General features: G+C 62.4%; 24 protein-coding genes. 9 read left to right on the top strand and 15 right to left on the bottom strand.

What is annotated here, in order from left to right:
* Positions 1 to 23: 23 nt before the first annotated feature.
* Entirely contained in the window at positions 24 to 3,515 is a 3,492-nt protein-coding gene (locus tag AC5E6W_RS02340) for a carboxypeptidase-like regulatory domain-containing protein (protein WP_491750648.1), read from the bottom strand.
* A 127-nt stretch (positions 3,516 to 3,642) separates the two neighbouring features.
* On the opposite strand from AC5E6W_RS02340, the gene AC5E6W_RS02335 reads away from it, so the two are divergent.
* Both AC5E6W_RS02335 and AC5E6W_RS02330 read left to right on the top strand, forming a co-directional pair.
* Positions 3,643 to 5,100 carry a sensor histidine kinase gene (locus AC5E6W_RS02335; protein ID WP_491750647.1) on the top strand — a complete coding sequence of 486 codons (1,458 nt, stop codon included), beginning with the start codon at positions 3,643 to 3,645 and terminating at the stop codon, positions 5,098 to 5,100.
* Positions 5,069 to 5,764, top strand: coding sequence for a response regulator transcription factor (locus AC5E6W_RS02330; protein WP_491750646.1), 696 nt, complete (start codon positions 5,069 to 5,071; stop codon positions 5,762 to 5,764). Before AC5E6W_RS02335 ends, AC5E6W_RS02330 begins: the two co-directional genes overlap by 32 nt.
* Here the strand turns inward: AC5E6W_RS02330 and AC5E6W_RS02325 are convergent.
* Positions 5,761 to 7,395 carry an adenosine deaminase family protein gene (locus tag AC5E6W_RS02325; RefSeq protein WP_491750645.1) on the bottom strand — a complete coding sequence of 545 codons (1,635 nt, stop codon included), beginning with the start codon at positions 7,393 to 7,395 and terminating at the stop codon, positions 5,761 to 5,763. The genes AC5E6W_RS02330 and AC5E6W_RS02325 overlap by 4 nt on opposite strands.
* Positions 7,396 to 7,429: 34 nt before the next feature.
* Positions 7,430 to 8,299 carry a winged helix-turn-helix domain-containing protein gene (locus AC5E6W_RS02320; protein WP_491750644.1) on the bottom strand — a complete coding sequence of 290 codons (870 nt, stop codon included), beginning with the start codon at positions 8,297 to 8,299 and terminating at the stop codon, positions 7,430 to 7,432.
* A gap of 176 nt (positions 8,300 to 8,475) precedes the next feature.
* Here AC5E6W_RS02320 and AC5E6W_RS02315 point away from each other — a divergent pair, with 176 nt between their 5' ends.
* The 5 genes from AC5E6W_RS02315 to AC5E6W_RS02295 all read left to right on the top strand — a co-directional run bounded on the left by AC5E6W_RS02315 (position 8,476) and on the right by AC5E6W_RS02295 (position 13,040).
* The gene (locus tag AC5E6W_RS02315; RefSeq protein WP_491750643.1) at positions 8,476 to 9,315 is read left to right on the top strand and encodes a hypothetical protein; all 840 of its coding nucleotides are present in this window, start codon (positions 8,476 to 8,478) and stop codon (positions 9,313 to 9,315) included.
* Positions 9,312 to 10,019 carry a CDP-alcohol phosphatidyltransferase family protein gene (locus AC5E6W_RS02310; protein WP_491750642.1) on the top strand — a complete coding sequence of 236 codons (708 nt, stop codon included), beginning with the start codon at positions 9,312 to 9,314 and terminating at the stop codon, positions 10,017 to 10,019. The genes AC5E6W_RS02315 and AC5E6W_RS02310 overlap by 4 nt, the downstream gene beginning before the upstream one ends.
* Positions 10,016 to 10,411 (top strand): GtrA family protein, encoded by a 396-nt coding sequence (locus AC5E6W_RS02305; protein ID WP_491750641.1) that lies wholly within the window; start codon positions 10,016 to 10,018, stop codon positions 10,409 to 10,411. The genes AC5E6W_RS02310 and AC5E6W_RS02305 overlap by 4 nt, the downstream gene beginning before the upstream one ends.
* 84 nt (positions 10,412 to 10,495) lie before the next feature.
* Positions 10,496 to 11,758, top strand: a complete 1,263-nt coding sequence (locus tag AC5E6W_RS02300) for a glycosyltransferase family 39 protein (RefSeq protein ID WP_491750640.1) — start codon at positions 10,496 to 10,498, stop codon at positions 11,756 to 11,758.
* Positions 11,745 to 13,040, top strand: a complete 1,296-nt coding sequence (locus AC5E6W_RS02295; protein WP_491750639.1) for a glycosyltransferase 87 family protein — start codon at positions 11,745 to 11,747, stop codon at positions 13,038 to 13,040. Before AC5E6W_RS02300 ends, AC5E6W_RS02295 begins: the two co-directional genes overlap by 14 nt.
* A 186-nt stretch (positions 13,041 to 13,226) precedes the next feature.
* On the opposite strand, the gene AC5E6W_RS02290 is transcribed toward AC5E6W_RS02295, so the two are convergent.
* The 10 genes from AC5E6W_RS02290 to AC5E6W_RS02245 form a co-directional block, all read right to left on the bottom strand.
* Complete coding sequence (locus AC5E6W_RS02290) at positions 13,227 to 13,577, bottom strand: DUF192 domain-containing protein (RefSeq protein WP_491750638.1); 351 nt, start codon at positions 13,575 to 13,577, stop codon at positions 13,227 to 13,229.
* A gap of 28 nt (positions 13,578 to 13,605) precedes the next feature.
* Positions 13,606 to 13,698 (bottom strand): LPXTG cell wall anchor domain-containing protein, encoded by a 93-nt coding sequence (locus AC5E6W_RS02285; RefSeq protein WP_491750637.1) that lies wholly within the window; start codon positions 13,696 to 13,698, stop codon positions 13,606 to 13,608.
* Between the two features lie 305 nt (positions 13,699 to 14,003).
* Positions 14,004 to 14,909, bottom strand: coding sequence for a type II secretion system F family protein (locus AC5E6W_RS02280; protein ID WP_491750636.1), 906 nt, complete (start codon positions 14,907 to 14,909; stop codon positions 14,004 to 14,006).
* Positions 14,910 to 14,911: 2 nt separating this feature from the next.
* Positions 14,912 to 15,892, bottom strand: coding sequence for a type II secretion system F family protein (locus tag AC5E6W_RS02275; protein ID WP_491750635.1), 981 nt, complete (start codon positions 15,890 to 15,892; stop codon positions 14,912 to 14,914).
* 5 nt (positions 15,893 to 15,897) lie between these two features.
* A complete protein-coding gene (locus AC5E6W_RS02270) occupies positions 15,898 to 17,256 on the bottom strand; it encodes a TadA family conjugal transfer-associated ATPase (protein WP_491750634.1) in 1,359 nt (452 codons plus the stop codon).
* Between the two features lie 96 nt (positions 17,257 to 17,352).
* The gene (locus tag AC5E6W_RS02265) at positions 17,353 to 18,576 is read right to left on the bottom strand and encodes a CpaE/TadZ family protein (RefSeq protein ID WP_491750633.1); all 1,224 of its coding nucleotides are present in this window, start codon (positions 18,574 to 18,576) and stop codon (positions 17,353 to 17,355) included.
* An 18-nt stretch (positions 18,577 to 18,594) separates the two neighbouring features.
* Positions 18,595 to 20,673 carry a type II and III secretion system protein family protein gene (locus AC5E6W_RS02260; protein WP_491750632.1) on the bottom strand — a complete coding sequence of 693 codons (2,079 nt, stop codon included), beginning with the start codon at positions 20,671 to 20,673 and terminating at the stop codon, positions 18,595 to 18,597.
* 8 nt (positions 20,674 to 20,681) lie between these two features.
* The gene (gene cpaB / locus AC5E6W_RS02255; RefSeq protein WP_491750631.1) at positions 20,682 to 21,494 is read right to left on the bottom strand and encodes a Flp pilus assembly protein CpaB; all 813 of its coding nucleotides are present in this window, start codon (positions 21,492 to 21,494) and stop codon (positions 20,682 to 20,684) included.
* A gap of 2 nt (positions 21,495 to 21,496) precedes the next feature.
* A complete protein-coding gene (locus tag AC5E6W_RS02250; RefSeq protein WP_491750630.1) occupies positions 21,497 to 22,039 on the bottom strand; it encodes an A24 family peptidase in 543 nt (180 codons plus the stop codon).
* Between the two features lie 318 nt (positions 22,040 to 22,357).
* Complete coding sequence (locus tag AC5E6W_RS02245; RefSeq protein WP_491750629.1) at positions 22,358 to 22,531, bottom strand: Flp family type IVb pilin; 174 nt, start codon at positions 22,529 to 22,531, stop codon at positions 22,358 to 22,360.
* Positions 22,532 to 23,154: 623 nt separating this feature from the next.
* Here AC5E6W_RS02245 and AC5E6W_RS02240 point away from each other — a divergent pair.
* Positions 23,155 to 24,060, top strand: coding sequence for a GntR family transcriptional regulator (locus tag AC5E6W_RS02240; protein ID WP_491750628.1), 906 nt, complete (start codon positions 23,155 to 23,157; stop codon positions 24,058 to 24,060).
* Positions 24,061 to 24,234: 174 nt separating this feature from the next.
* Complete coding sequence (locus AC5E6W_RS02235) at positions 24,235 to 24,879, top strand: CDP-alcohol phosphatidyltransferase family protein (protein WP_491750627.1); 645 nt, start codon at positions 24,235 to 24,237, stop codon at positions 24,877 to 24,879.
* A 250-nt stretch (positions 24,880 to 25,129) separates the two neighbouring features.
* Here AC5E6W_RS02235 and rplK read toward each other — a convergent pair whose 3' ends face one another.
* Together rplK and nusG are read right to left on the bottom strand one after the other, a co-directional pair.
* Entirely contained in the window at positions 25,130 to 25,567 is a 438-nt protein-coding gene (rplK, locus tag AC5E6W_RS02230; RefSeq protein WP_491750626.1) for a 50S ribosomal protein L11, read from the bottom strand.
* Positions 25,568 to 25,798: 231 nt separating this feature from the next.
* The gene (gene nusG, locus AC5E6W_RS02225; protein WP_491750625.1) at positions 25,799 to 26,464 is read right to left on the bottom strand and encodes a transcription termination/antitermination protein NusG; all 666 of its coding nucleotides are present in this window, start codon (positions 26,462 to 26,464) and stop codon (positions 25,799 to 25,801) included.
* Positions 26,465 to 26,548: the final 84 nt, after the last annotated feature.

The following is a 26,548-nucleotide window of genomic DNA, read 5'->3' as shown; positions in this document are numbered from 1 at the left end:
GCCCATACGTTTCCCGTTGCACGTTAGAAATCTAAACGCAACGCAACTTGTCCCGTACGATTGCCCGCGTTCTCTGCCGTCGTCGCCGCCGTGAGCTGGCCAAAGGTCGACGTGTTGTCGATCTGCGTGGCCGGCGGAGCGAAGTTGGTGTGGTTCAGCACGTTCGTGAACGTCGACTCGAAGCGCAGGTGCAGCGCGTCGTTGATCGCGAACGTCTTCGCCAATCCCATTGCCACCGCGGCCGTTCCCGGCCCCTGCAGGATGCCCACGCCGGCGTTGCCGAAGCGGCCCGCACCCACCGGAGTCGCAGCGAACGCATTGATGTTGAAGTACTGCGTCCGCGATTGGCCAGTGTAGAAGTGGCTCGAAACCGCATCCGGACGCAGCGTCGCGCCGCGGTTCGTGATGTTCGTGTTCGACTGGTCGTTGGTCTCCGGAATGCCCGCGTTGTTGGTCGGGCACTGCCCCGCAGTATTCACCGCTGCCTGGCACCCACCCGGGCTGATGGAAGGCGTCAGCCACGGACCGGTCTCCAGCAGAGTCACCGTGTTCAGATCCCAACCGCCAAGAATGCGGCTCACCCAGTTGTGACCGGCCATCCACATGCGGCCTTCGCCGAAGGGAAGCTGGTACACGCCGTTGAGCAACATCCGGTGGCGGCGCGTGCCTTCTTCGTTGCCATAGTTGTTGCCAATGTGGAAGCGGTCGGCAACCGGAACGCCGTAATTCACCTCACCGGCAAACCCCGAAGGCGTGTCGCCCTGGTTGTCGGCCCGGTTGCTCGCCCACGTATAGTTCGCGTCGTAGTAGAGCCCATGCCCCATACGGTGCGTGGCCTGGAGTTCCACCGCGTGGTAGTTCGCCTTGCCCGCATTGAAGGTCGAGTAAAGCGTCGACCAGTTCTGGTAGGGCGCGCGCGAATCCACGAATGCCCCAGCCGTAGCGCCCGAGTCATACGGTACCGTGCTGGCAGGGATCTGGTTCAGATCCTGGGTGATCGAGAGCCGGTAGCTGTGCATGCCCACATAGCTGGCGCGCAGCGAGGTCGCTTCGTTCAGCTGACGTTCCACCGTCAGCGACCACTGGTTGGCCTGCGGATCGCGGTAGTGCGGATCCACACCCTGATCCAGGCCGCCGCCGCCAAACGTGGCTCCGGAAGACGGAGGCGCCGTGTTGGGAAACTGGATCAGCGGAGCCGCAGCGGTGCCGCTGTTCGCATACACATGCAGGTTACTGGTCGGGTTGCCACTGTTGTTGAAGCTCAGAGGGCCGAGGTTCGTGATGGTGTACACACCAAAGCCGCCGCGGACCACCGTCTTCGTGTCGTTGAAAGGACGATAGGCAAACGCAACACGCGGCTGCACGTTGCCCAGGTAAGTCTGACGTAGACCCTGCGGCAGGTGGTCCTGGCTCGCGGTCAGGTACTGCGTACAGGCCAGGTTCGTATTGCGGCCGGGAATGGTGCAGGAGTTGAACGACTGCTGGAACGCGACGTTCGAGCTCACGATGTTCTGCTGCTGCAGGTAGGCCGCGAGGTTGTCGGGGACCACAATCGCATTGTTGTACTGGTCGAAGTTCGCCAGGTTACCGCCATCCTCAGCAAAGCTCGGCAGCACCTGCCAGCGCAGGCCATAGCTCAACGTCAACCGGCTGTTGACCTGGTACTCATCCTGCGCGAAGAAGCTGTACTGCGTCGCTGTGCCACCCACATCCGGGCTCGACACTGCAAAGAACTCCGTCGTCGGCTCGCCCATCAGGAAGTCGCCGAAGGCATTGCCCGTGAACGTCGACTGAAAGACGAAGTTGCCGAAGTCATCTGAATTGAATTCCGGAGCGAAGCTCTCCAGGTCGAAGTAGCGAAGACGGCGGATGTCCGTTCCGCCCTTGAAGGTGTGCCGGCCCACCGTCCAGGTCAGGTTGTCCGAGATCTGGGTGGTGTGCGATTGCGTCACGCCCGCCTTGTCGCGGCCGATGGGAGTAAAGCCTGTACCCGCGTTGAAGTTGAATGTCGGAAACGCATGCGTCAGAGGATGCTGGCTGATGTCCACACCCGTAAGCGCAAGCTGCGTGAGAGCGCTCGCGCCGGCAATGGGGAAGTTCACCGAGGTGGTCACATACGTAAGCCCAAAGCGCGCTTCATTCAGCAGCTTCGGTGTGACGGTGTAGGTGTCCGAAACCAGCAGGCTGCGGTTGTGGACGCTGTCCACATCGTTCGGAAGGAACGGGTTCGCCACATCCGAGCTGATGTTCTTGCGGCTGAAGCGTCCGTACAGCGAGTTCTTCGAACCCAGCGTCTGGTCGATGCGGAGGTCCGCGCCGTCCGTGCGGGAAGGCGTCGACTGGAAATTCTCATAGTTGACAGCAACGCCCGATCCGCAGCCCAGCGCCACGTTCTGGTTTGGCAGGGGATAGTACTTCAGCAGCGCGGCCGCCGTCGGATTGATGTTCGTGATCGTCGGGCCGCAGATGTCAGAAAGATTACCGGCACGGTCGGCAAGGGTCGGGACCAGGAACTGCTGCAGCGTCGCCGTGGAGCGGCGATTACCCTCGTAGTCGAGGAAGAAGAAGGTCGACTTACCGCTGTAGAGGTGAGGGATTGCGACCGGGCCACCGAGCGAGCCACCGAAGGTGTTGAAGTGCTTCGGCGCCTTGCCGCTGAAGCCATACGGCGAGGCATCGAGCGCATTATTCTGCAGGTATTCGAATAGGCTGCCATGAAAATTCTTCGAGCCCGCCTTGGTGGTGAACGTCACGTCGCCCACCTGCGAGAACTCAGCACTGTTGTTGAAGGCCGTAACCTTGACGCCGGCGATGCCTTCCTGCGAAGGATAGGCATCCTGCAGCGCACCATTCTGACGCACGTTCACGGTCGAGACACCGTCGACAGAAAAGTTCACCATCGACGACGATGCGCCCCCGAGAGCAATGTAGCCCGAGCTGTCCTGCTGCACGTTTGCTGAAAGCGACAGCGCGCCCAGCGGGCTCGTCGTGCTCGCACGGTTGTTCAGCGGCAGCTCCGTGATCAGCGCATTGTTCTTGTCATCCGCGATCGTCGCATCTTCGGTGTTGATCTGATCCGCGCTACCCGAGACCTCAACCGTATCCGCGGACGAAGCAATCTGTAGCGTCAGCGCGAGCCGAACATCCTGCCTGGCTCCCAACGTGATCGTCGTAACCTTGGTACTGGCGAAGCCCGTATGCTCGACCGTCATCGAGTAAGTTCCGGCCTTCAGATTCTCAAAGAGAAATGCGCCTGAGTTGTCCGTCGTGCCCGTAACGCGTGAGCCCTGCTCTACGGAAACAATCGCCGTCGTAGCTCCCGGAACAGCAGCCCCTGTCGCATCCGTCACAGTGCCTCGAATGCTTCCAAAGGTAGACTGCGCAAGCGCAGAAACAGTCATGGCAAAGAACGCGAGCCAAAGTATGGCCAGGCGCGTAACGCGTGATGGACCTGTGATCTCTGCGCGCAGCAGCGCGCCAGGCAGGTAACGGGAGAAGCCTCCGAAGGTGTTCATGTCGTCCTCATATGCCGGTCAAGCCGGTATTTCCTATCCGATACCTCCTTCGCTCAGGAAGGCATAAACCGCTTCCTTACGAACTCTTTATGCCTTCTGCTCTAGCCTTGAATTCGTGAGGTAGTACGTGCACCCCAGGCTCAGGATCGCTGGCATTGCGCTTTTTTTCTGCGTACTGATCGTCGCGGTGGGGGCCGGTCTGTCGAGCTTTCTGTCCTTGGCTTCCGCCATACCCCTGCTGCTGCTTTTGCTGCTTTACGTCGCCTGGCGCTTTCCGTTCGCCGTCGCCGCGACCGCATGTTGCGTCGCCACGCTGACCCTCGACTTCTTCTTCACCGAACCGAAATACACGCTCCGCATGAGCTCATCGCAGGACGTCGCGGCGATGTGCTGCTTTCTGCTTGTCGTGCTGTCGATCAGTCGTCTATCCGGCCGGCTCTCGGAGAAGACCGCGCATCTCTTCCAGCGTGAGGCAGCGCAGCAAGCACTCCACCTGCTCGCCGAACGTTGCCTCGTGCTCGACTGGCGCGAGCCCATCGCACAGAAGCTATGCGACACCGTGCGCGATTGCTTCGGACTGGAACTTGTTTGCCTGTGGGACGAAGTCGACGGCCAGTTCGTCTCGACAGGAGACGACCGTCATTGCGAGGCCGTACAGGCGGCCTTCATGGCAGGTCAGGATTTCGATCTCCCGCTAACGAAGCAGAGCATACGGCTGCTGCGCTCGGGGGTCCGGGCTGTCGGAAGCCTTCAGCTGCAAGGCGACCTTCCCGACGCCTCCATCCTCGGCTCCATCACTACTCTTGTCGCACTGACCCTTGAACGCGCGAGGGCGCTGAGCAGCGAGGTGCAGGCTCAGCTCGAAATGAACTCCGAGCAACTACGCAGCAGTGTCCTCGATGGCCTCGCACACTCCATCAAGACCCCGCTCACCACCATCTCCATATCCAGCGCCGGCGTCATCGCCATGGGCAGCCTCGCGGACCCGCAGACGCGTCTGCTGCACATCATCGCGGAGCAGGCACACTTCATCGCTGGGCTCACCGATCGCCTGCTGCGTACCGCCAGGCTGGATACCAAGGTGACGGCCAAGCGAAGACAGATCGATATCGCATCACTGGCCATCGCCGTCGCGGAGGAGATTAACGGAGCGAATGCCGCACGCTTGCATCTGTCAGGCGCCACCGCGCCGATTCGTGTCTCCACCGATCCGGACCTGCTGCGCATGGCAATGCTGCAGATCACTGAGAACGCGCTGAAGTACAGCCCACCAGACTCCCTCGTCACGATGATCGTGCAGCATGACGGGACCGACGCCACTATCGCGATTCACAACGATGGCTCGTACATCCCACCCCAGGAATCCAGTCTCGTCTTCAAGCGTTTCTATCGCAGCCCGCAGGTCGAACAGAAGGCCCCAGGCACAGGCCTCGGGCTCTCCATCGCGCGTCAGGCCATCGATGCCCTCGGCGGCTCCATCGCCGTGCTGAGCGATCCGTCCTCAGGCACCACATTCACCATCGCCATACCCATCCCAACCGGAGAGGAGCCCGATGCAAGGATCGATTCTCATCGTGGAAGATGACCCCGCGCTGCTCGAGAGCCTGGGCGGAACACTTACCGCCCTCGGCCTCGATGCCCACAAGGCCGCAACCGGAGAGTATGCGCTGCGAGAGCTCGCAATCAGGCCCTATGAAGTCGTGCTGCTGGACCTCAACATGCCCGGCATGGGCGGCATGGCCACCTGCAGAGTCATGCGCGAAGCTCATCCAGCCCTCGCGATCATCGTGCTGACCGTGCGCGACCACAACGACGACAAGGTCAACGCGCTCGAAGCCGGAGCCGATGACTACGTCACCAAGCCCTTCCATCTTCCCGAGCTCATCGCGAGAATCCGCGCCGCATTGCGCCGCAGGGAAATCAAACGCAGCGCGGAGAGCGACGTCCTCGCGGTCGGAGAGATTAGCCTCGATCCCGATCGCCGCCGCGTCCTCAAGGGCGCCGAGGTCGTGCACCTCACACCCACCGAGTTCGAACTCCTGCGAACGCTCATGAAGAATGCCGGCCGCCCCATCGCCCACCGCACACTCCTCACGTCGGTATGGGGACCGGAGTACGGTGACGAGCGCGAATACCTGCGCACTTACATGAACCAGCTGCGCCGCAAGCTCGAGACCGACCCCGCGCACCCAAAGTATCTGCTCACCGAAAACTACATCGGCTACCGCTTCGCTCTGCCCGACGACTAAGGGACTTGCCGCTCGAACGCAGCGATGCGGCGCTCCAGCTCCCACTGCTGCGCGGCCTTCTCATTCGCATCGAGGAATGCCTTGCACGCTTCCGTGAGCCGCACCGGCTCATAAGCAACAGCAGGGCAACCAGCTTTCTTGCGAGTAAAGTCATCCTGCGCTGCCCACAAGCTCGCGCCATGCAGGAACGCATGCTCCATCGCCGTGCGCGCCGACCGCTTCAGGTCTCCATACGTCAGCCCCTGCTCCATCACGCCCTTCATGTACTCATGCGTCAGGTCGCCGCGATTCACGCCTTCATCGTCGGTCGAGAGCGCCCACGGCACATGCGCTGCCATGTACGCATGCAGCGGATGCGCCTCGCCCTTGATGCCAAGAATGCCATCGTTCGACGTAAGGTTGATCTCCACCATCACATGCTGCTTCGCCATCTGCTTCAGCAGCGCATCGGAGTTGTCCTCGTACAGCACATCGACCCCGTGCCCGATGCGCAGCGCATGTCCCTTGTCGATCGCCTCGCGGATGTGAAAGCTCAGCCCCTCCGGCGGAACCAGCCCCGGCGCAATCTCGCCCGCATGCAGCGACATCTTCACGTTGGGATACACACTGTGCAGATAGTCAAGCATCTGCATCTGCAGTGAGTAATCGTGCATCGCGAAATACGCATCCTCCGGCTGCACAAAGTTGATGCCAACGATGTCCTCGGGGTCTGCGCTCGCGGCTTCGAAGCCCAGCAGAGTCTGTGCAAACACCTGTTGCGGCGGAAAGGCTCGCAGCACTTGATACAAGAAATGGATCTTGACGTTGCACGACGCCGCAGCCTGCGCACCCCCGCACGATTCAATCTCCGCACGCTTCGTCAACTCTCCCTTATACTGCGCAACGTCCGCCTGCACCTCATCGCGCAGCCCACCCGCCAGCAGCTTCTCCCGCAGCTCCGCCAGTTGCTCGCGCGTGACGTTCTTCTCCGCACCCGCAGGCCAACCAATCTTGTAGCCCAGTCCCGCTGCCTTCTTGAACGGCGGCGTGTCCATGATCTCGAGGTACTGCTCGTTCTGCACCGCCGCGCGCGAAGCCACCTCATCCAGCCAAGCCCCTCGCTCGTCGTTCATTCCCCCAAAACGCGAGAACGTCGCGAAGAACTGATCGTGCCCATTGATCCCCTGCGTCGGCACAAACGCCCGCATCGAAAAGCTGTCGACCAGGTTGTCATAGAGTGCCTGATCCTTCAGTGCATCGGCCGCCAGCATTGCGCCCTTCGGACACTCACCCAGCTTCTCCGGCGCAACAAACCGCACCGCATCCTGCCCAACAGGCGCGGGAGGAACTCCAGCACTGACCCCAGCCACGCACACTCCCTGCTGCGCCGCCTCCGCGATAAACGTCTCCGCATAAATCGCGCCCGAGAGATGCATGTGCAGGTCCGCGCCCTTGGGAAACGGCTTGAGGAACGCGTACAGCTGTCCCGGTCCAGCCTTGCGTGCAGCCTCTAGTGCGCGCGCGGTGCGCTGCTCAGCTGAGCCCGCTGGCGCGACGGCCTGCGCGTGCGACTGCGCCGCGGCAAGCGCCAGCGTAAGAGTAATAGTGGGAACGAGGCGACATAGCGTGCGGGCGATCCGTGCGGTTGTCATAAGAGCTTCCAGCATACCGCGCCACGCACATTACTTAGGCAGCAGACACAGCAGGTTCCCGCGTGATCATCAGCATCAGCGACCGCTGCGCGAAGGGCGCATAGAGCAGCAGCGCCGTGCAAGCCAGCGCCAGTCCAAAGTTGATGTGATTCAGCAGCAGGAATGGCGACAGCGACCATAGCGCGTCAGCCACCAGCAGCACGGGCCACAGCCGCAGGAACTTGCCCCGCAATCTTGGCGCACGCATCAACACTGCTGAGAGCAGAAAGGCCCGCATGGGAATCATCATCGCCGCCGTCGCCACCAGCACAAAGAAGATCGCCGCCGGGTGCGGCAGCTCGCCGAGCAGCTGCGAGATCTCGCCGAGATTCCCCAATGCCCCCACATAGAACCCCAGGTACATCAGCTGCAACAGCAGGAAGAGCGTCTGCACCACTCGCGAGGACGCCGACGGAAGGTCCTCAAGCTGCGTCAGCATCGCCGCGAGGACCCCCGTGGTCACAGCCTCATCGCGCGGGGTGCCACGGTCAGCCTCTGCCAACGGCCCTCCCGCCCCAACGACCGCCTCACGCTCCCCAATGAGCTCTACCGGAGCCACGAACCGATACCCCCTTCGCGCCACAGTCTCTACGAACCGCGGATTCGCTGCCTTATCTCCCAGAGCCTCCCGAAGCCGGTTCACCGCCGAATTCACGCCGTGCTCGTAGTCGACAAACGTCCCATCGGGCCACAGCTCGCGGCAGATCTCTTCCCGCGTCAGCACCTCGCCCGGCCGCGCCAGCAGCATTCCCAGCAGCGCAAACGGCTGCGCATGCAGCTTGATCCGCATCCCCTGCCGCCGCAGCTCCCCCGCACCAAGGTCGGCCTCGTAAAGGCCAAAGCGATAGCGCGCCGATTGGGTCATCGAGTCCATCCGATTGCTGCCAGTGTATCCAAGCCGGCCCTCCATGAGCACCATTCACCGTGTGAGATCTTCGCGCAAACCACGGATCTCCCACAGCTTGCACCGTGAGGAACAATCCTGCCCACGGTGAGTTCCGTTGCATAGACTCGTTACTGCAGAAACGCGATGGTCGAGCCATGAAGCACCGGCTCCACACCGCCCTCTTCGTCCTGATGCTGGCCCTCGACGCCCCCCGCGCCCTGCTCGCCGACCCTCCTCGCGAGGCCACCGCAGCCTTCGACGCCTACTGCCGCGGTCTGGATCAGCGCCTCATCGCGCAACATGCTACCGGAGCAAGTTTCCTGGCCAGTCCCGACTCCATTCCCCATCCCGGCGAACTCCACATCGAGCGTGTGACCGCCTCCCCTAACATCGCTACCGGCGCACGCCTCGATCACTGGCGCGGAACCACCTTCGTCCCCGGCGCGACCGCAGCCGCCTTCGAAGATCTGCTCCGCAACTTCTCCGCCTACCCCACCACCTTCTCTCCAGAGGTCCTTTCCGCCCGCGCCACGCCCCTCAGTCGCGATCACCTCCTCGCCACCATGCGCGTCCGCCAGCACCACGTCATCACCGTCGTCATGGACGCGACCTACGACGTGACCTTCGCCGAGAGCACCCCACAGCGCGGCTACAGCCGCTCGCGCAGTACCAGCATCACCGAGATCGACTCCGCCGGCACGCCGCGCGAGCACCCGCTCAGCCCTGCCCAAGAGCACGGCTTCCTCTGGCGCCTCAATACCTGGTGGAGCTGGGAGGAGCGCGACGGCGGCCTCATCCTCCAGATCGAAACCGTCTCGCTCTCGCGCTCCGTGCCGCGCGGCCTCGGCTGGATCGTCGGCCCCTACGTCGATAGCATCCCCCGCGAATCCCTGGAGTTCACCCTCACTCACGCCCGCGACGCCCTCCAGCACCAGCATGAACGCCTGCCCTCAACACCAACCACCCAGTCGCTGCTGTCAAAGGAGTCTCATTGACCACCCACTGTCCTCCTATCCCACACGCACCAGCTGCTCCCGAGCGCCGCATCCATCACTCCCTCACCGCGTCCGCCGAGAAGCGCGCGCTCGAGTTCCTTGCCCGCCATGCACCGTCCTGGCTCACCTCCGACCAGCTCACGGCCCTCGGCCTCTTCGGCCAGCTCGCCGCGGGCCTCACCTACGCTCTCTCGCGCCACCATCGCGGCTGGCTCCTCCTCTGCTGCGTCATGCTGGCCATCAACTGGCTGGGCGACAGCCTCGATGGCACTCTCGCCCGCGTACGCCTTCGCCAACGCCCTCGCTACGGCTTCTACCTCGACCACATCTGCGACCTCTTCGGCTCCATCGCGCTCATGGCCGGCATCGCACTCTCCGGACTCGCACACGGCTGGGTCTGCGCTGCGTTGCTCGCGGGCTTCCTGCTGCTCGCTGGAGAGAGCTTCCTCGCGACCCACACCGTTGGCCACTTTCAGCTCTCGCAAGGCCCGTTCGGTCCCACCGAACTCCGCCTGCTGATGATCGCCGGCAACATCACCGCATGGGTGCATCCCCGCGTCATGGTCTTCGGTCATCGCGTACTGCTCTACGACCTCGGAGGCATCATCGGCTGCCTCTTCATGTTCGCCGCCGCCATCCTCACTGCATCACGCCACGCTACGCAGCTAGCGCGCCTCGACCCTCTACGGGCACCTCTGCCGTGAGCCCGCTCCAGTGCTGGCTCCGCTTCAACGCGGTCGGAGCAGCAGGCGTCGCCCTGCAGCTCTCGCTCGTGGCCCTCTTCGCGCGCGCAATGCACCTTCCCCCATCACTCTGCGCCGCGCTGGCCGTCGAGCTGACGCTGCTCGCCAACTTCACCCTCCATCGCCGCTTCACCTGGCCAGCACAAACCCGCTCGGCACAATGGTGGCCCCAGCTGCTGCGCTTTCACCTCGGCAATGGCCTCGTCTCGCTCGTCGGCAACGCTTTGCTCACGCCGCTGCTCGTACACCACGGCTTGCCCATCGTCGCCGCCAACGCCATCGCCATCGCAACCTGCTCCTCGGCGAACTTCCTCCTCGCGGCCTTCTGGGTCTTCGCCCGCCCCGCCATATAATCCCTCGCTGTTGCCCTCGGCGGTTCGCGCCTGAGCATTGCGTAGGCCAGGACCGCACCTCACCCGCGTAGACTTTCCTCGAGGATGCCGCCCCCAATCACCACGAAACCTACATCGCAGCGCGGCCGCTGGGACTTCGTCATCGTCCTCGCGATCGGCGCGCTGCTACGGCTCTACGTCGTCTGGAGCGTCCTCACGCAGCAGCCGCGCGGCTGGCTCTTCGGCCGTGGCCTCGAGATGGGCTGGCTCGCCGAATCGCTCCTCAGAGGCCAGGGCCTCAGCAATCCCTTCGGCCCACCCACCGGCCCCACAGCCTTCATCGCGCCCGTCTATCCGATCCTCGTCGCCGCCATCTTCAAGCTCTTCGGCGTTTACTCGCAAGCCTCCGAAGCCGTGTTGCTCTTGCTCCACACCGCGGCCAATCTCCTCACCATCGCGCTCATGATGGCCCTCGCGCGCAGGCTCGCCGGTCGAACCGCAGCGCTCATCGCGGGCCTCGTGTGGGCCTGCTCGCTCCCACTCCTCTGGATGCCCAGCATCTTCTGGGAGACCTCCCTCTCCATTGCGCTGCTGATGCTCCTCCTGGTGCTCGCCCTTCGCGCCAGCGAACGGCCCACCCTCTCCACATGGCTCGGCCTTGGCGCGCTCTCGGCCCTGCTCGCACTCCTCAACCCCGCGCTGCTGCTCACCATCCTCGCCGTGCTCGTGTGGCTGGCCGTCGTCACATGGAGCAGCTTCCCACACATGCGCTCCGGCCTCGCCATCTCTCTGCTCACCTTCGCGATCCTCTTCTCGACGTGGCCTATCCGCAACGCGCGCGTCTTCCACGCCTTCATCCCGCTGCGCACCACCGTCGGCTTCGAGCTCTGGATGGGCAATCTCCCCGCATCGCATGGCTACTTGAACGAGACGGTCTTCCCCAGCTACAACCAGCAGGAGCTCGACGACTACAAGCGCATGGGCGAGCTCGCTTACACCAACCACAAGTCGCAGCTCGCAAAGCAGGAGATCCTGGGACACCCCGGTGCATTTGTCACGATGACCGCCCGCCGCTTCATCCGCTTCTGGAGCGGTAATGGCAACTCGCAAGGCTCGCCCTTGTACGTGCTGCATGCCACATTGACAACCCTGTACGGACTCCTCGGTCTCATCGCACTGCTGCGCGCACGACGCTATGCCGTCGCTTCTCTGCTCGCGCTTCCGCTCATCCTCTTCCCCGTGCCGTACTACATCACGCACGCGGAGTTCCGCTACCGGCTCGAGATCGATCCTGTACTCACTGTCCTCGCCGGCGTAGCGCTGGCCTCCGCCTTCCGCAAGCGCGAGGAAGCCGATGCCGCAGCCTAACTCCTCTGCACGCGACGAACACAGCTCTCCGGTGACCATGCCACTGCCCGCCGTCCTGCGCCGCTTCTGGATCGCCACCACCGCCATCTTCGCCCTCACCTGGATTACCGCGCAGATCCGTTACTGGCTCGGCCTGCGCTACAACCCCTTCACGCAATACCCCTTCAGCGACCTCTACGAGTACCTGCGGACCTTCCGCTACCTCCACACCGCCGCATTCTTCCATCCGCCGGACGCGCCCGCCGTTGCCTATCCGCCCTTCGGCGCTGTGCTCTATCGCATCTGCTATCTCACGCCGCATCCACTGTTGTTCTACTTCGCCGTGGCTGGCGTATGGATCGTCGCAGGCGTGTGGATGTTGCGCTGTGCGATGATCCATCGCGGCGTCCGCCCCCTCACCGCCACGCTGTTTCCGCTCTCCATCGCAGCGCTCTCCTTCCCCGTCCCCGGACTCATCGAGCGCGGCAACATCGAGCTCTTCGTCTGGATCTTCGCTTCACTCGGCATCGTCGCATTCGTGCGCGACCGCAATCGGCTCGCGGCGGTGCTCTGGGGGCTCGCCGCCGCCACCAAGCTCTATCCCGTACTCTTCTTCGTGCTCTTCCTCTCACGCAGGAAGTACGGCGCCTTCGCGCTGGCCATCGTCTCGTTCCTTGCAGCAACATGGCTCTCGATGCTGTGGCTTGGCCCCAGCGTCCCGATCGCGCTGCATGGCTCGTTGCACAACATCTTCGGCTTCCAGGAAACCCGCGGCAACGAGTTCAACCTGCATGAGCTCTCCTCCAATCACTCGCTCTTCCAGTTCGCGAAGATCCTCGCCATCATCCTCAGCGTCGACTCCAGCCGCCTCACGATCTACTACTACATTCTCTTTGCCGCCATCTTCGCGCTCATGTTCTTTCGCAAGATCATGCATCTTCCCGTTGAGAACCAGGTACTGGCCGTCACCAGCTTCATGATCATGCTGCCGCCCATCGCCTACTTCTACTCCATCGTCGAGCTCTTCCCCGCGTGGGCGCTCCTCGTGCTTTCGGCGTTGGACGCCGAGCGCGCCCAGGTGAAACTCAAAGGCTACAGCGGGACGCTGCGACTCTTTCTTCCACTCTTCGCATCCTTCGTCCTCCTCACCTATCCGCGCATCTTCCTCTACGGCGGACTTATCCAGGGAGTGCTGCTCCTGATCCTGTTCTCACGCAGCGCAGAGCACCCCCTGGGCGTGAACTCCATAACACCCTCACAGCACGAAGCGATTCTGATTGCTGCCACGAACGGCAAGTCATAAAGGTTCTGATCACCGGGCGCGAACGGCAAGTCACGGCTTCAGCCATGACAATCGGTCGGGAAGGAATCGACGCGGCTTTAATCGCTGAGGGCCTCTCAGCCCAAAAGCGAATCGCCCCGCATACGCGGGGCGATTCCTTCAAAGAAACTGTGGGGTGTCTCGTCCAGGCTGTTTTGCCTGGGCGATCTACTGGATGGCGAGCGAGTCGCCAAGGTTGATGCCATTGTCATCGATGTGGCCAGCCGGAAGTTCGACCACACTCTTGATCTTCATGTTGACCGACGTGACGCGGAAGGGCACGATGCGCTTCCACAGTTTGATCACCTGAAGGTTCTTATCGAGACCCACGACATCGATGGGGAACATCATGCCGAGGGTGTGAATGCCGGAGGAAGGCTTGATCCAGAGGCCTCCTCCAGCCTTGAGTCCACGACGACCGAGCAGACCCCAGAAGCGCGTAAGGGAAGTATCCGCGACCTCGACATGATCGCCGACCACTGCACCGTTTGTCTGGTTGACTACCTTGACCACGCGCATCTGCGACTAAGCTCCAAGAGAGTTTGGCTTATGCGTTCTTCTTACGACGAACGACGATGACACCCAGCACAACGGCGGCGAGAACACCGGCCGCGACGCGAACGAGCAGAGAAGTATCCATGAATGATGCCTCCTTTCTGGAGTAGCTCCGGAGTCGCTAAACCAAATCCAATAAGTCCAACGAGGCAATCATCCCCGACGCAAACAGCGGCTTCAATCACACAAAAGTGCGGTGTTTGGTACCGTCCGGGGACCAGCTGCCGTGTCCCAGCCATCCCCGGAAAACCTGCAGGGCGGTATACGGATCGCCAACAGCTGCAAGGGGTTTATGCACATGCGGAAACGCGCTGCGAGGAACAAATCCTCGCAACACGCCAGCCATCCCCACTGCCCTATTACTTTGGTTTTCTACGGCCCATCGGGCTTCTAAGATCCCATCTTTGTCATGCCATCCATGATAGACAGCACGGCAGGCGCCAGCAGCACGATAAAGATGCACGGAAAAATGCACAGCACCAGCGGGAAGATAATCTTGATCTTGGTCTTCGATGCGGCCTCTTCGGCATGCTGACGTCGCTTCATGCGCAGGTCCTCGGAGAAGCGGGACAGCGCCTTGCCGATCGGCGTACCGAAGCGGTCGGTCTGCACCAGCATCGCAACGAACGCCGCGAACTCCTCGATCTGCGTCCTCTGCGCCAGGCTCTCCCACGCTTCCAGCCGCGGCTTGCCTGCGCGCTGCTCGAGGTGCACCTGCGTGAACTCCTCATTGATGTCAGGGTAGCTCACCGCGAGTTCCTCACCCACGCGCAGCAGCGCCTGGTCTATGCCGAGGCCCGCGTCTACGCAGATCACCAGCATGTCCATCGCGTCAGGAAGGCTCTTGCGGATGCGCATTTTGCGCGCATTCACCATCCGCGAGAGCCACATGTCCGGCCCCATGAATCCGAGAATGGCCAACGCGAACGCCCAGAAGAACGTGTTGCTGTGGACGAAACTTCCAGCGAACAGTCCCAGCAGCGGGCAACCCAGCTGCACCGTAAAGAATACGTCCGCCGTCCCCGCGCTGCGCATGCCAGCAGCCATCAATCGCGTCTTGAGCTTGCGATTCTCCGTCAGCCCGAGCTTGGCGCGAAGGTTGCGCGCCATCTCCAGCAGCATCTCCGTTGCCTTCTCCTTGCTGCGCACCATGCGCTCATCCGGGCGTGAGCTCGTGACCACGTCCATGATGCGCTGCGCTTCCGGTGACGGCTTGACGAGCACCGGGACCAGCAACAGCGCCACCATGCAGAAGGCGGTGAATCCGATGCAGATAAAGAAGACCATCTGGCTCATGGCTAGATCTCAATCCCGTTGATGATGCTGCGAATGATCACACCGCCCACGACCAGCAGGCCGACTCCGGTATAGATCAGGTAGTTTCCAATGGTGGTGTTGAACAACACGGTCGAGTATCCCGGGTCCACCACGTTGATCAGCAGCAGCAGCACCACGGGCAGCCCCGTTAGGATCCACCCTGTCATGCGGCCCTGCGCCGTATGCACACGAATCTCACCCTGGATCCTCACGCGTTCCCGAATCACATGCACGATGCGATCGAGAATCTCCGCGAGATTGCCTCCCGTATCCTTCTGTACCAGCACTCCGGTCACGAAGACGCGAAGGTCCTGCGAGGGCACACGGTCCAGCATCTGCATCATGGCCTCGCGCAGAGGCAGGCCGAGGTTCTGCTTCTTGTAGACCTCGTCGAACTCAGCCCTCACCGGCTGCAGCGCCTGCGAGGCCACAACACCCAACGCCGCCGGCAGCGAGTGTCCAGCACGCAACGATCGCGCCATCATGTCGATTGCCTCCGCGAGCACGCTGTTGAACTTGTTCAGGCGACGCGTTCTCCGCCATCCCAGCACGGCAAAAGGTAGGAACATGCCCGCCAGTCCCGCCGCAATGGCGACCCACAGCAGGTGAAGAAAAATTTCGATGGCAAGCGCGATGACGACACCGATTCCCAGGCTCGCCACCAGCATGTTGCCAACCGTAATCGTGCTGTCCGCCTGCAGGATCAGAAGCTGCAGCTTACGATGCAGCGACGACGTATCGATCAGATCCTCGATCCAGCCGAACGCGCCCTGCTCCTCCACCTTCAGGTACTGGCGAAGGTCCTCGCTGATCCCCGCCGCCTCCTGCCCGGGCGTCGCAGCCTTCACCTGCACCACGCGGCGGTCGAGCTTCTTCTCCTCCCGGCTGGGACGCAGCACGAGCATGACGATCCCGAACGTCAGGAACGCCATGAACAGTGCGGAAACGACGATGAGAACCATCGACTCTAGATCTCCTGCACGTGATCCCGCATGGATTGCGGCAGCTCGATGCCACAGGCGGTCAGCTTTTCAGCGAACTTCGGCATAATCCCTGTGGACTTGAAGCGTCCACGCACCTTGCCATTGGCTCCGATGCCCAGCTTCTCGAAGATAAACAGGTCCGTCATGCTGATGACGTCTTCGAAAGCTCCGGCAATTTCTGTGATGTGCGTAATACGACGGCTTCCATCGGCCTGCCGCGACACCTGCACGATGAGATGAACCGCCGCCGCGATCTGGGCCTTGATGGCCTTCTCCGGCAGTCGAATGTCGCCCATCATCGCCATCGTCTCCATACGCGCAATCGCATCGCGCGGTGTGTTGGAGTGGATCGTCGTTATCGATCCGTCATGGCCCGTGTTCATCGCCTGCAGCATGTCCAGGCACTCTTCGCCACGGACCTCACCCAGCACGATGCGGTCGGGACGCATACGCAGCGCGTTGATGACCAGCTCGCGCTGACGGATTGCTCCTGTGCCCTCTACGTTCGGAGGCCGAGTCTCGAGCCGCACCACGTGCTCCTGCTTCAGCGCGAGTTCGGCTGAGTCCTCAATCGTGACCACGCGCTCGTCCTCGCTGATGAAGCCGGAGAGGACATTGAGCAACGTGGTCTTACCGGCGCCGGTACCACCCGAGACGACGATATTGAGACGAGCTTTCACAGCTCCACGCAACAGATCCATCATGGGCTGCGTCAGCATGGTGTTGCGAATCAGATCCGCAGCCTCCAGCGCTTTGTTGCCAAAACGGCGGATCGACATGCAGGGCCCATCGATGGCCAGCGGCGGAATGATGACATTGACGCGCGAGCCATCCGCAAGACGAGCGTCCACCATCGGCGACGACTCGTCGATGCGCCGGCCGACAGCCGACACAATCTTGTCGATCACATGCATCAGGTGCTTGTTATCGCGGAAGGTGATGGAGGTCTTCTCCAGCATGCCGCGACGCTCGACGTACACCTTGCTCGCCGTGTTGACGAGAATATCGCTGACCGTCGGGTCCTTCAGCAGCTGCTCCAGCGGACCAAGCCCGAAGACCTCATCCACAACTTCCTGCGCCAGGCGGTCGCGCTCCATGCCGCTCAGGGGAATGCCCTGCTCGACGAGGAGTTGCTGAATCAGCGTAAACAGCTGCGCCTGTCCACTGCGCGTCGCCGTCACCTCGGCAAGCTTATCGAGGTCCATCCGCTTGATGAGTTCCTGATGCACGGCAATCTTGATCTGTTGCTGCACAGCTTCGGGCACGCCGCGCTGTGGCGCACGCACGCCAGTCCCAGGGGGAGGCTGCTGCGATCGATCGGGATAGCTGGATGCGGTACTCATGCTTCAGGCCCTCTTGGTTCCTTATGCTGTGCGGCCGGTCGAACGCGATCGGCGGAAACCATGTGCAAACTATCTGTACAAACAATCTCTAAGGCGCTACTTGCCCCACAGCGCAAACATCGAATCCTTCTTCTTCACCGTGTTGGTCGCAGTGGGCATCCCCTGCGAAGTCCCCACCAGCGCTGCCGACCAGCGCACAAACTGCAGCGTGAAGTCTCCCTTGCGCGACGGTGGAATCGGATCGCCGAGGTTCACCGCGCGGACCAGGTCCATGTAAGCATTCGGCAGTCTGATCTCCACCGGCAGACGAATCGCCTTTTCGATCTGCTCCACGTTGACCGCATAGCGCGACGAGAAGCGGTTGATCACCACGCTGATCTTGTCGGTCGTGAAATCGTGCTGGATCAGCGAGTCGACATAACGCGAGAGATCGCGCACCGCGCCGATCTCCGGCGTCGCGACAATGTAGGTCCGCGACGAGGACTCGATCATCGACATCGTGATGTCGTCGAGGTCCGTCTCGCAGTCCAGGATCACGTAGTCATACTCGCCGCGCAGAAACTCAAGCGTCTTGCGCACGCTATCGGAATCGATGGGCCGGCCGCCTCCACACACATCCGGCGACGACAGCACCTCGAGCCCACTCGCATGGCGCGCCACATAGCCGCGCAGCAGCTCGCTGTCCAGCCTGTCCACGTTGCGCACCACTTCGTGGAAGTGGTAGCGCGTGCCGTCCAGTCCCAGGTACACGCAGACGTGTCCAAGCTCTTCGTGCGTGTCGATGAGCAGAACCTTCTTGCTCTGGCACTGCACCAGGTACATCGCCAGGTGCACTGCGAGCGTCGTCGTACCCACGCCACCCTTGGCGCCAAAGAAGGAGATCACCGTGCCCTTGGGCTCCTCGACAGCTTCCTGAATCGCGAACTGGCTCTCCATCTGGTCGAGGATGTCGCCCAGGGCCGAGGCATTGAACGGCTTGGGCAGAAATTCGTTGCAACCCGCGCGCATGGCCATCAACAGCAGCTCGGGCGCGCGATCCGCCGCCAGCGCCACCACCATGATGCGCGGAAACACCTGGCGCAGAAACTTGATGCTCTCCAGCGCCTGCTCGGGGTCGTGATCGAAGTCCACCAGCGCAATGGCGCCGTTCGCGGCCTTCAGCTCTGGCGAGATATAGGGCCGGCGCTGTGCCGAAACATAACCTTCGAAGTTGGCCGCGATAAGAAGCCACGGCTTGCGCTCCACAGCCTGCACGAACTGCTCGGCTACACGCTCATCCGCGCAGATCGTGATCACTCCCGCTGTAAAGACTTCGGTCATCGTGGAACTCCTGCCTGCTTATTGCTGTTTCTTTTCGCCCTTGGGCAGATCGTGGTCGAACTTGTCCCTGTTGAGGAACGGCAACGGCTGGTTGGGTGTAGGTGGCGCACCAGCCTCCGCTGCAGCCGCATCGGCGATCGGATCGACGAGCGTGGGCGTAACAATGACTACCAGCTCTTGGATGGAGCGGTTGACGTTCTTCGACTTGAACAGCTCACCCAGGATCGGCACGCTGGAAATGCCTGGCGTGTGCTCCAGCACATCGGTAATGCGCTGATCGAGCAGTCCGGAGATCGCGAAGCTCTGTCCGCTCTCCAGCACCAGCTCCGTATCGGCCTTGCGCGTCGAGATGGCGGGTACCGTGTAGCCGGCCAACGTCACCGCATTCGCATAATCCAGTGCACTGACCTCAGGTGTCACCTTCAGGTCGATCGTGCCATCCGGATTCACACGCGGCGTGAAGTCCAGCTTCACACCATAGGGCATGAACTGCAGCGTCACCGTCGCAGCTGAGCCTGCGCTCGACTGCACCACCGGGAAAGGGAACTGGCCGCCGGCGATGAAGCTCGCCTTCTGGCCACTCATCGACGTGATCGTCGGCTCCGCGAGGATCTGTGCAATGTTCGCCGTCGCCAGGTCCTCGAGCGTCATGCCAACGTTGAGCCTCGAGCTGTAGAGACTGAAGTTCAGCGGGCTCCCGATCGTCGTCGAAGTACCACCGCCAGTGATGCTCGACGAATACTGATTCGTGGTCGTCGACGCGATGTTCTTTCCGCCCACGCTGAAGAAGTTGAAACCGAACTCCGCAAGCTTGGAGCGGTCTACCTCAACGATGCGAACCTTCAGGCGAACCTGTTTCACCCGCGAGGAGTTCACCACCAGCGAGTTCGTCACATTCTTCGTGAACTGCGTGGAGAGCTTGCCAGCATTGATCGCGTTCTCTTCCGTGCCAACGTAGCCGCTCAGCACCACGCGATCCTCGTCGCCTTCGACATGGATGGCATCGCCCGGAAAGCCCTGAGTGAGTGCGCGCTGCAGCGCCTCCACACCCATGTCCGCGGAGATCATATAGGCCTGCGTCTCGCCCGCTTCATCCCACACCAGCACCGTGCTGGCGCCGGGCTTCAGCGCGGTCACCACAATTTGATTAGGGTTCGCGGTATAGCTGTTCAGGATCGAAGGGTCGGTGACATAAACACGAGTGAGCCGGCGGCGCGTGTCGATGAAGATCGTATGTCCCACCGCCACATGCATCATCTTCTCGGCTACTTCCGTGCTGTTGAAGTTGCCCATCATCGCTCCGCTGACCAGCGGAGCGGAGACCACCGTCATCGGCGGCGGGATAACAGCGGCCAGAGCGGCTGCCGGTGTTGAGGGAGCTGCAGCCGGAGCCGTGCGAGCCGCAGCGGACGGGTTCGCCGGCGCATTCTCCACGGGGTGGGCTCCATGGCGCGCAAGCACCACAGGTCCCTGATCTGCAGCATGCACCTGGGCAATTGCCGCAGACTGTAACGTCGAGTTGCTGGCGCTGCTGGAGACTGGCGCGGAAAACGCTGCTGCATCCGTCGTGGACGAAGGAGGCGCCAGGTTGCCCAGCACGTCGTTCGTCATCGATGTCCGCGGGCTCACGATCGAAGGCATCGTGTCATTCGAAGCCAGCGTGGTCGGAGTGGAAGAAGCCTTGAGAGCATTCGCACGAACATGCGTCGCTGCAGCCGGTCCGGCCTTCACCGGAGTCGTCACAGCCGCACCAGGAGCCGGAGTGGCAGCGGTCGTGGTCTTGTGCGTGTTCGAAGAAGGTGTGTCGCGCAGTGCGGCCATCTGGCGCATCAGCGCGGCGACGGCGGCCTGCCCAGCAGCCTGGTCAGGCGCTGGTGTGGCAGCCGTTGAGCTCGCAATCGGTGCTGTTGCAAAGGCCCGCGCGGAAGACGGTGCGTTCTGCGCAGCCTTCGGCCGCGGAAGCACAATGCGGTGCGTCTGCCCCGCAGAAGTCGTGTCAGTTGGTGCCATGGTCTGTGCCGCGGCCGATGCCGCCAACATAGTCCCCAACACACTCACAAGTCCCGCGCCGAGCATCTTGCATTCGATCTTGTTCATTCGCGGGCTCACTGAAACTTCTCCACGGTCGTGGTGCTGCCATTGACCGTCTGCACCATGTAGGGTTGGCGGGCAATCACAACAGGCTGGCTACGGGGTGGCGCGACTCGAACAGGCTCGCGGTGTGCGGGCGTTGGAGCTTCGGGCGCAGGAGCGGCAACGGCCATCTCATGGTCATTGCCGTTACGAAGAATGAAGTGCACGGTTCCCACGGCGGCGGCAAGCACCACCTTCTGCGCCTGGTCCGGCGTCACCATCAGCGTCACGACGTTCGCCGAGACCGGCTTGCCCGTAGCGTCCGGCGTAGAGTTCTGTCCCGCAGTCAGCACCTGCACATCCTGCAGCACTACCTGCGTGACGGATTCCGCAGCGCCGCCTTTGTTGAGGGTCACCAGCACATCCACGCGCGTGCCGGGAAGCAGGAAGCCTGCGACACCGGCAACATCATCCGAGCGCAGCGATACCGCACGCATGCCATCCGGAATCTTTGCGGAAAGGCCGATTCCCGCCCCCGCGGCGGTGAGCTGCTGGTCGAGCAGCGGCTGACCCGCCGAGAGCGGATAGAGCAGCGAGCGCCCGATGAGATCCTTGGCGGTCGTGTGCGCCCCCTCCAGCGGTGTGCCCATGGGCCATTCGATCGATGTCATGTCCGATGCGGTGAGGACCTCACCTGCATCCAGTGCCTTCGCCGTCGCCACATACAGCAGCTTGGGCGTCACGGCCTCGTGAGGCTTGGCAAACTTTCTGCTCAGCCAAAAGGTGAAGACGCCCGAGACCAGCAGGGCCATCAAGAGCGCGGTCATGAGTCGGCGGGCCTGCATGATTATCTCTGCACTCCGTTGAGGTACAGCGTGACGACCGCGCCCGCCGCAATGGCCAGGCCATAGGGGAGACGCAGGGTAGCGTTGTTGCGGACGTTCAGCTCAGGATGCGGCTTCAGGCCCACTTCGCCGTGATGCTTGGTAATCGTCGAAACGTTGAACAGCGTCTCCTTCAGCTTCCCCTTCAGCATGGCCAGGCCGACGCCCATAAGGCCGCCCATGATCGCCGTAAGGATCAGCAGATAGGTAATGTTCGAGAGGCCGGCAATGCAGCCCACCGCGACGATCAGCTTCACGTCCCCCGCGCCCATGCCGCCCGCGATATAGAACAGCAGGAAGATCGCGCCGCAGATTAGACCAGCGGCCAGCGCCGTGCCTGCACCATGCCAGCCGTCCAGCACGCCGTGCAGCACCAGCCCGAACAGCAGAGCCGGTCCGGTCAGCACGTTCGGGATGCGGCGCGTGCGCACATCGCAGGCCGCGCCGATGACGGCGCAAAGCGAGGCGGCGACCGGGTACAGAAGCTGTTTCTCGACGATGGTCATGGGAGTATGTCCTGTTCCAGTGGCGGAGCCCCATGGGCTGGGCTGCTCCGTCGAAATCGTGTGTCCGTCGCGCCGGTCGTGTTTGTGCCGGGATCGTCTCGGGGACCTGGCCTGCGTGAGCAGAACTCAGCACCCTCTTCGTCGTGCGACCAGAGTGCTCAATTCTCTCCGCCGGCTACGTGCCGGTGGCCTGCTGCTTGTTCATTGCTGTGGATCGAAGCCCGCAGGAGAGTCACTACGGGATTGAGGTTGAAGGTTGCGCTCTGGAGTGACGCTCGGAACCCGGTGAAGTCCCGGGCGTCACTCTGGAGCAACAGACTAGACAGCGCTGGTCAGCTGGCTGCCAACAGTGTTGAAAGCGGTGCTGATCTTCGTGGCAAGCGTGGACATGGCGGCGACAGCGGCAAGGCCGATCAGGCCCGCAACCAGGGCGTACTCGATCAAATCCTGGCCAGACTCTTCTGCAATCAGGTTGAGCATGAAGTTCTTCATCGGTGTTCTCCTTGGGAAACTTGGGGGGAAATTTGTGGGGGTGACGGCAATCTCTACTGCAGGTGCGACAAGCCCTCTTACTGAAACCGAGATTAGAGGTGACCTATGGAACTCTCAATCACCGCTTCGGGTTACTAGCCGGTGCGTTTAGGGCAAGCCCTGTATGCGGTTCCGTAACCTACACATCGGTTACTGAAGGTGCACATATGAATCGGCTTCTCTCGTCGAACCGTTCTCGATTTCAACCCCGGTACGGCCCCATGACTTTCCTTCAGCGGAAAAGTCCATTGTTTAAGCCATTTTCCCAACCTGGGACGACTATCGGCCCCAAGCCGCCTCCGGCCGGTCAAAGGTGGGATGTACCAGGACGCTTTCCTCGCGATGTAGACTTCAACCGCCCTTCGATTTGGACTGGCAGTTACCAATGGAACTCTCATAAAAGACCTTCATCGCACCCACAATCGGCTCGTCAAGCGCGCATTCCGCCTTACCGTCTCTAATCTGGCCGCTCCGCCCTCCTGTTTCCGCCATGAATTCCGGGTGCAGTTCCGACTCCAACCACAGCTACAATTTCCCAAAGCTCGTCCCTGCCCACCGCGAAGCCCAATCCCCCTGAGGCCCCTGTGCGACTCTGGTTTGCCCCCGGAAGCGACGTCCCGCTCTACCAGCAGCTCACCACCCAGGTTGAGCTCGCCATCCTCGCCGGCGACCTCAAGCCCGGCGAACGGCTGCCCTCCACCCGAGAGCTCGCCCGCCGCTACGCCATCCACCCCAACACCGTCAGCGCCGGCTATCGCCAGCTCGAGCGCACCGGCTGGACCGAGCACCGCCGCGGCGGCGGCGTCTACGTGCGCTCCCAGCAGGACCGCCCGGCCACACCCAAGGGGCAGCTCGACCACGCCATCGCTCACGTCTTCCGCCTCGCCCGCGACCTCGAGGTGCCCATCGCCGACGTCCGTGCCCGCGTCGCCGAGTGGCTCGCCGCGCCTCCGCCCAGCCACTTCCTGCTCGTCGACCCCGATCCCGCGGTCCGCCAGATCCTCCTGACCGAAATCGAAGCCTCCACCCAATTCCCCGTCATCGCCTGCTCGCCCGAAGACCACGTGCAGCATCTCCGCGGCGCCGTCCCCCTCTGCCGCCCCAGCCAGGAACGCGCCGTCCGCTCCGCCCTGCGCTCCGGCGTTGAACTCCAGACCCTCCAGATCACCTCCGCCCGCGGCTGGCTCGAGCCACGCCTGGGCCAGGCCGCCAGCCACCTCGTCGCCGTCGTCTCCCACTGGCCCGGCTTCCTGGAGAGAGCGCGCACCATGCTCACCTCCGCCGGTCTCAGCGACGATCAGCTCCTCTTCCGCAACACCACCACCCGCGGCTGGCACCGTGGCCTCGACCAGGCCGGTGGCCTGCTCTGCGATGCCTACACCGCCACGCTCCCCCTGCTCCCGAAGAAACCAATGCTCATCGTCTTCCCCCTCATCGCCGACGCCGGCCGCGACTTCCTCCGCACCTACGGCGAATCAAGCGTTTCCTAGAGGTAGTCCTGCCATCCGGCGCGAAGCGGCAATCTGGTTGCTCAGCTGTTCTGCTGTTCTGCTATTCCGCTGTTCTGCTGCTTCCCTGTGGCACTCCCGAAACTGCAATAGCCCGCCCCACACCCTCGCTGGCGCGCTCCTACTCTGGCTTCACTGCAGAAAGGAGCAGTCCCCATGCACCCTCTCGGTCCTCTCGATCCTCGCCGGCTCTTCCCCTGGTCGCTCGCCCTCGGCCGCGGCATCCTCGGCCCTCTGCTCATCTACTGCCAGCTCAACGGCTGGAACGGCCTCGCGCTCGCCTCGATGGTCGCCGCAGGTCTGCTCTCCGACATCTTCGACGGCATGCTCGCCCGTCGTTGGAAGACCGACACCGACGCCCTCCGTCTCACCGACTCCATGACCGACATCGTCTTCTACCTCGGCGTCACCATCACGTTCGCCCTGGAATGCCCCGAGCTCTGGGACATCTACCGCCCCGTCGTCGGTGTGATGATCGCGCTCGAAGTCATTCGCTTCGTCATCGACATGGCCCGCTTCCGCCGGCCCTCCAGCTATCACGCCTTCCTGTCCAAGCTCGCAGGGCTGGTATTGTCGCTCGGCGTCATGGCCGCGCTCCTTGCCGACGACGGTCCCGACATCACCCTCGCGATCGCCGGCGCCCTGCTCACCGTCGGCCTCGCCATCGGAGTCCTTTCCCAGCTGGAAGGCCTGCTGATGACCCTCATCCTGCCCCGCTGGCGTCGCGACGTCCGCTCCCTCGCCGCAGCCTGGCGTCTCCGCCGCGAGATCCGCTCATCATCGCCGGTCGCAACCGCATAGGCACGGGCTACCAAGCCGTGTTCCACGCTCCCACTGTGTGATGACCGAAGCGGAGCGGCCTGCGTCTCGATATGGGCACGAACGGCAGCGCGCGGCTTCAGCCGCGCCAAATGTCCGCACCGCCTCCAAGGGGCTTCAGCCCCTGAGGGACCGCTCTTCGCCAGCGAAATCCACCTCGCTGCCCAGAAAAAAACGGCGTCAGGAGCATAAGCTCCGGACGCCGTTGATCTTTCCTTGCGAACGCGATCGCTTACGCGACGACGTCGATCCCCATCGAGCGAGCCGTGCCGCGAATCGTCTTCGCCGCCGCTTCAATCGAAGCCGCATTCATATCCGGCATCTTCACCTTGGCGATCTCCAGAATCTGCTTCTCGGTGACCTTGCCCTTCTTGTCCTTGTTCGGCGTGCCCGAACCCTTCTCGATGCCCGCGGCCTTTAGCAGCAGCACCGGAGCCGGGGGGGTCTTGGTGATGAACGAGAACGTGCGGTCCGAGTACACCGTGATCACGACCGGGACGGTCATGCCGGCCACGTTCGGGTCCTTGCTCGTGCGCTCGTTGAACTGCTTGCAGAACTCCATGATGTTGACCTGCGCCTGACCCAGCGCGGGGCCAACAGGAGGAGCCGGAGTCGCCTTGCCTGCAGTGATCTGCAGCTTGACGTAGCCATTGATCTTCTTCGGTGCCATGTTCCTATCCTTCTTCGGTGCGGCCGTTCACACAGAACGCGCTCGCACTCCCATCTGAATTGTCATCCTGACGTCAGCCGAAGCGCGAAGCTCCGTATCCGGCGTCGTCTACTGCAAGTGGGAGTTAGAAGGTCCGGTGAAGCGGCCGGGCTGTATCTCCCAAAATCTGTTCGCAAGCTTCTCGCTTTTGCCTCTGGCTAGCAGCTAGAAGCTAACGGCTAAAAGCTGCTCTTACTCCTCTGCCTTTTCGACAGAAGCAAAGCTGACCTCGGTCGGTGTCGGGCGTCCGAAGATCGAGACCATCACCTTGAGGGTCTGCTTGTCTTCGTTCACCTCGTCCACTGCGCCATTGAAGTTGGCAAACGGCCCATCGGTAATCCGAACCTGCTCGCCCTTGGTGAACTTGAGCTTGAGCTTCGGCTTTTCCTTGGTCGCGTCCGAGCGGTTGAGCATCGCGTTCACCTCAGCCTCGCTCAGCGCGTTCGGCTGGTCGCCCGTCTGCAGGAACCCGGTGACGCGCGGGGTGTTCTTCACCACGTGCCACATGTCGTTGTCGAGCGCCATCTCCACGAACACATATCCCGGAAGGAACACACGATCAATCGTGTACTTCTTGCCGTTGCGCATCTCGGTCGTCGGCTCGGTCGGGATCTCGATCCGCCCAACCTTGTCCTCGAGCTTGTACGCGCGCACGCGGGACTCGAGCGACTCCTTGACCTTGCGCTCAAAGCCCGAGTACGCATGGATGATGTACCACTTGAAGTGGTTCTCCGGCGCCGGAGCAGCCTCGGCCGTCTCTTCCGGCGGCACGGGAATGCCCTCGCCCTCGGTAGCCTCAGCCACCAACTCTTCCGCTTCGAGGTTCTCGGTCTGCTCGTTGTTCAATTCGTCTGCCATCAGCTTATCTGCTCTCTCGCGCCACGGTTGTCTTGCAACACTGCCCGCGGCGGAATTGGCTGCACCCCGGGTCGTTGCCCAGGG

The organism is Bryocella sp. (genome assembly GCF_058498515.1).
Note: the sequence above shows the minus strand (reverse complement) of the source record. Positions and strands in the feature narration are given on the sequence as shown.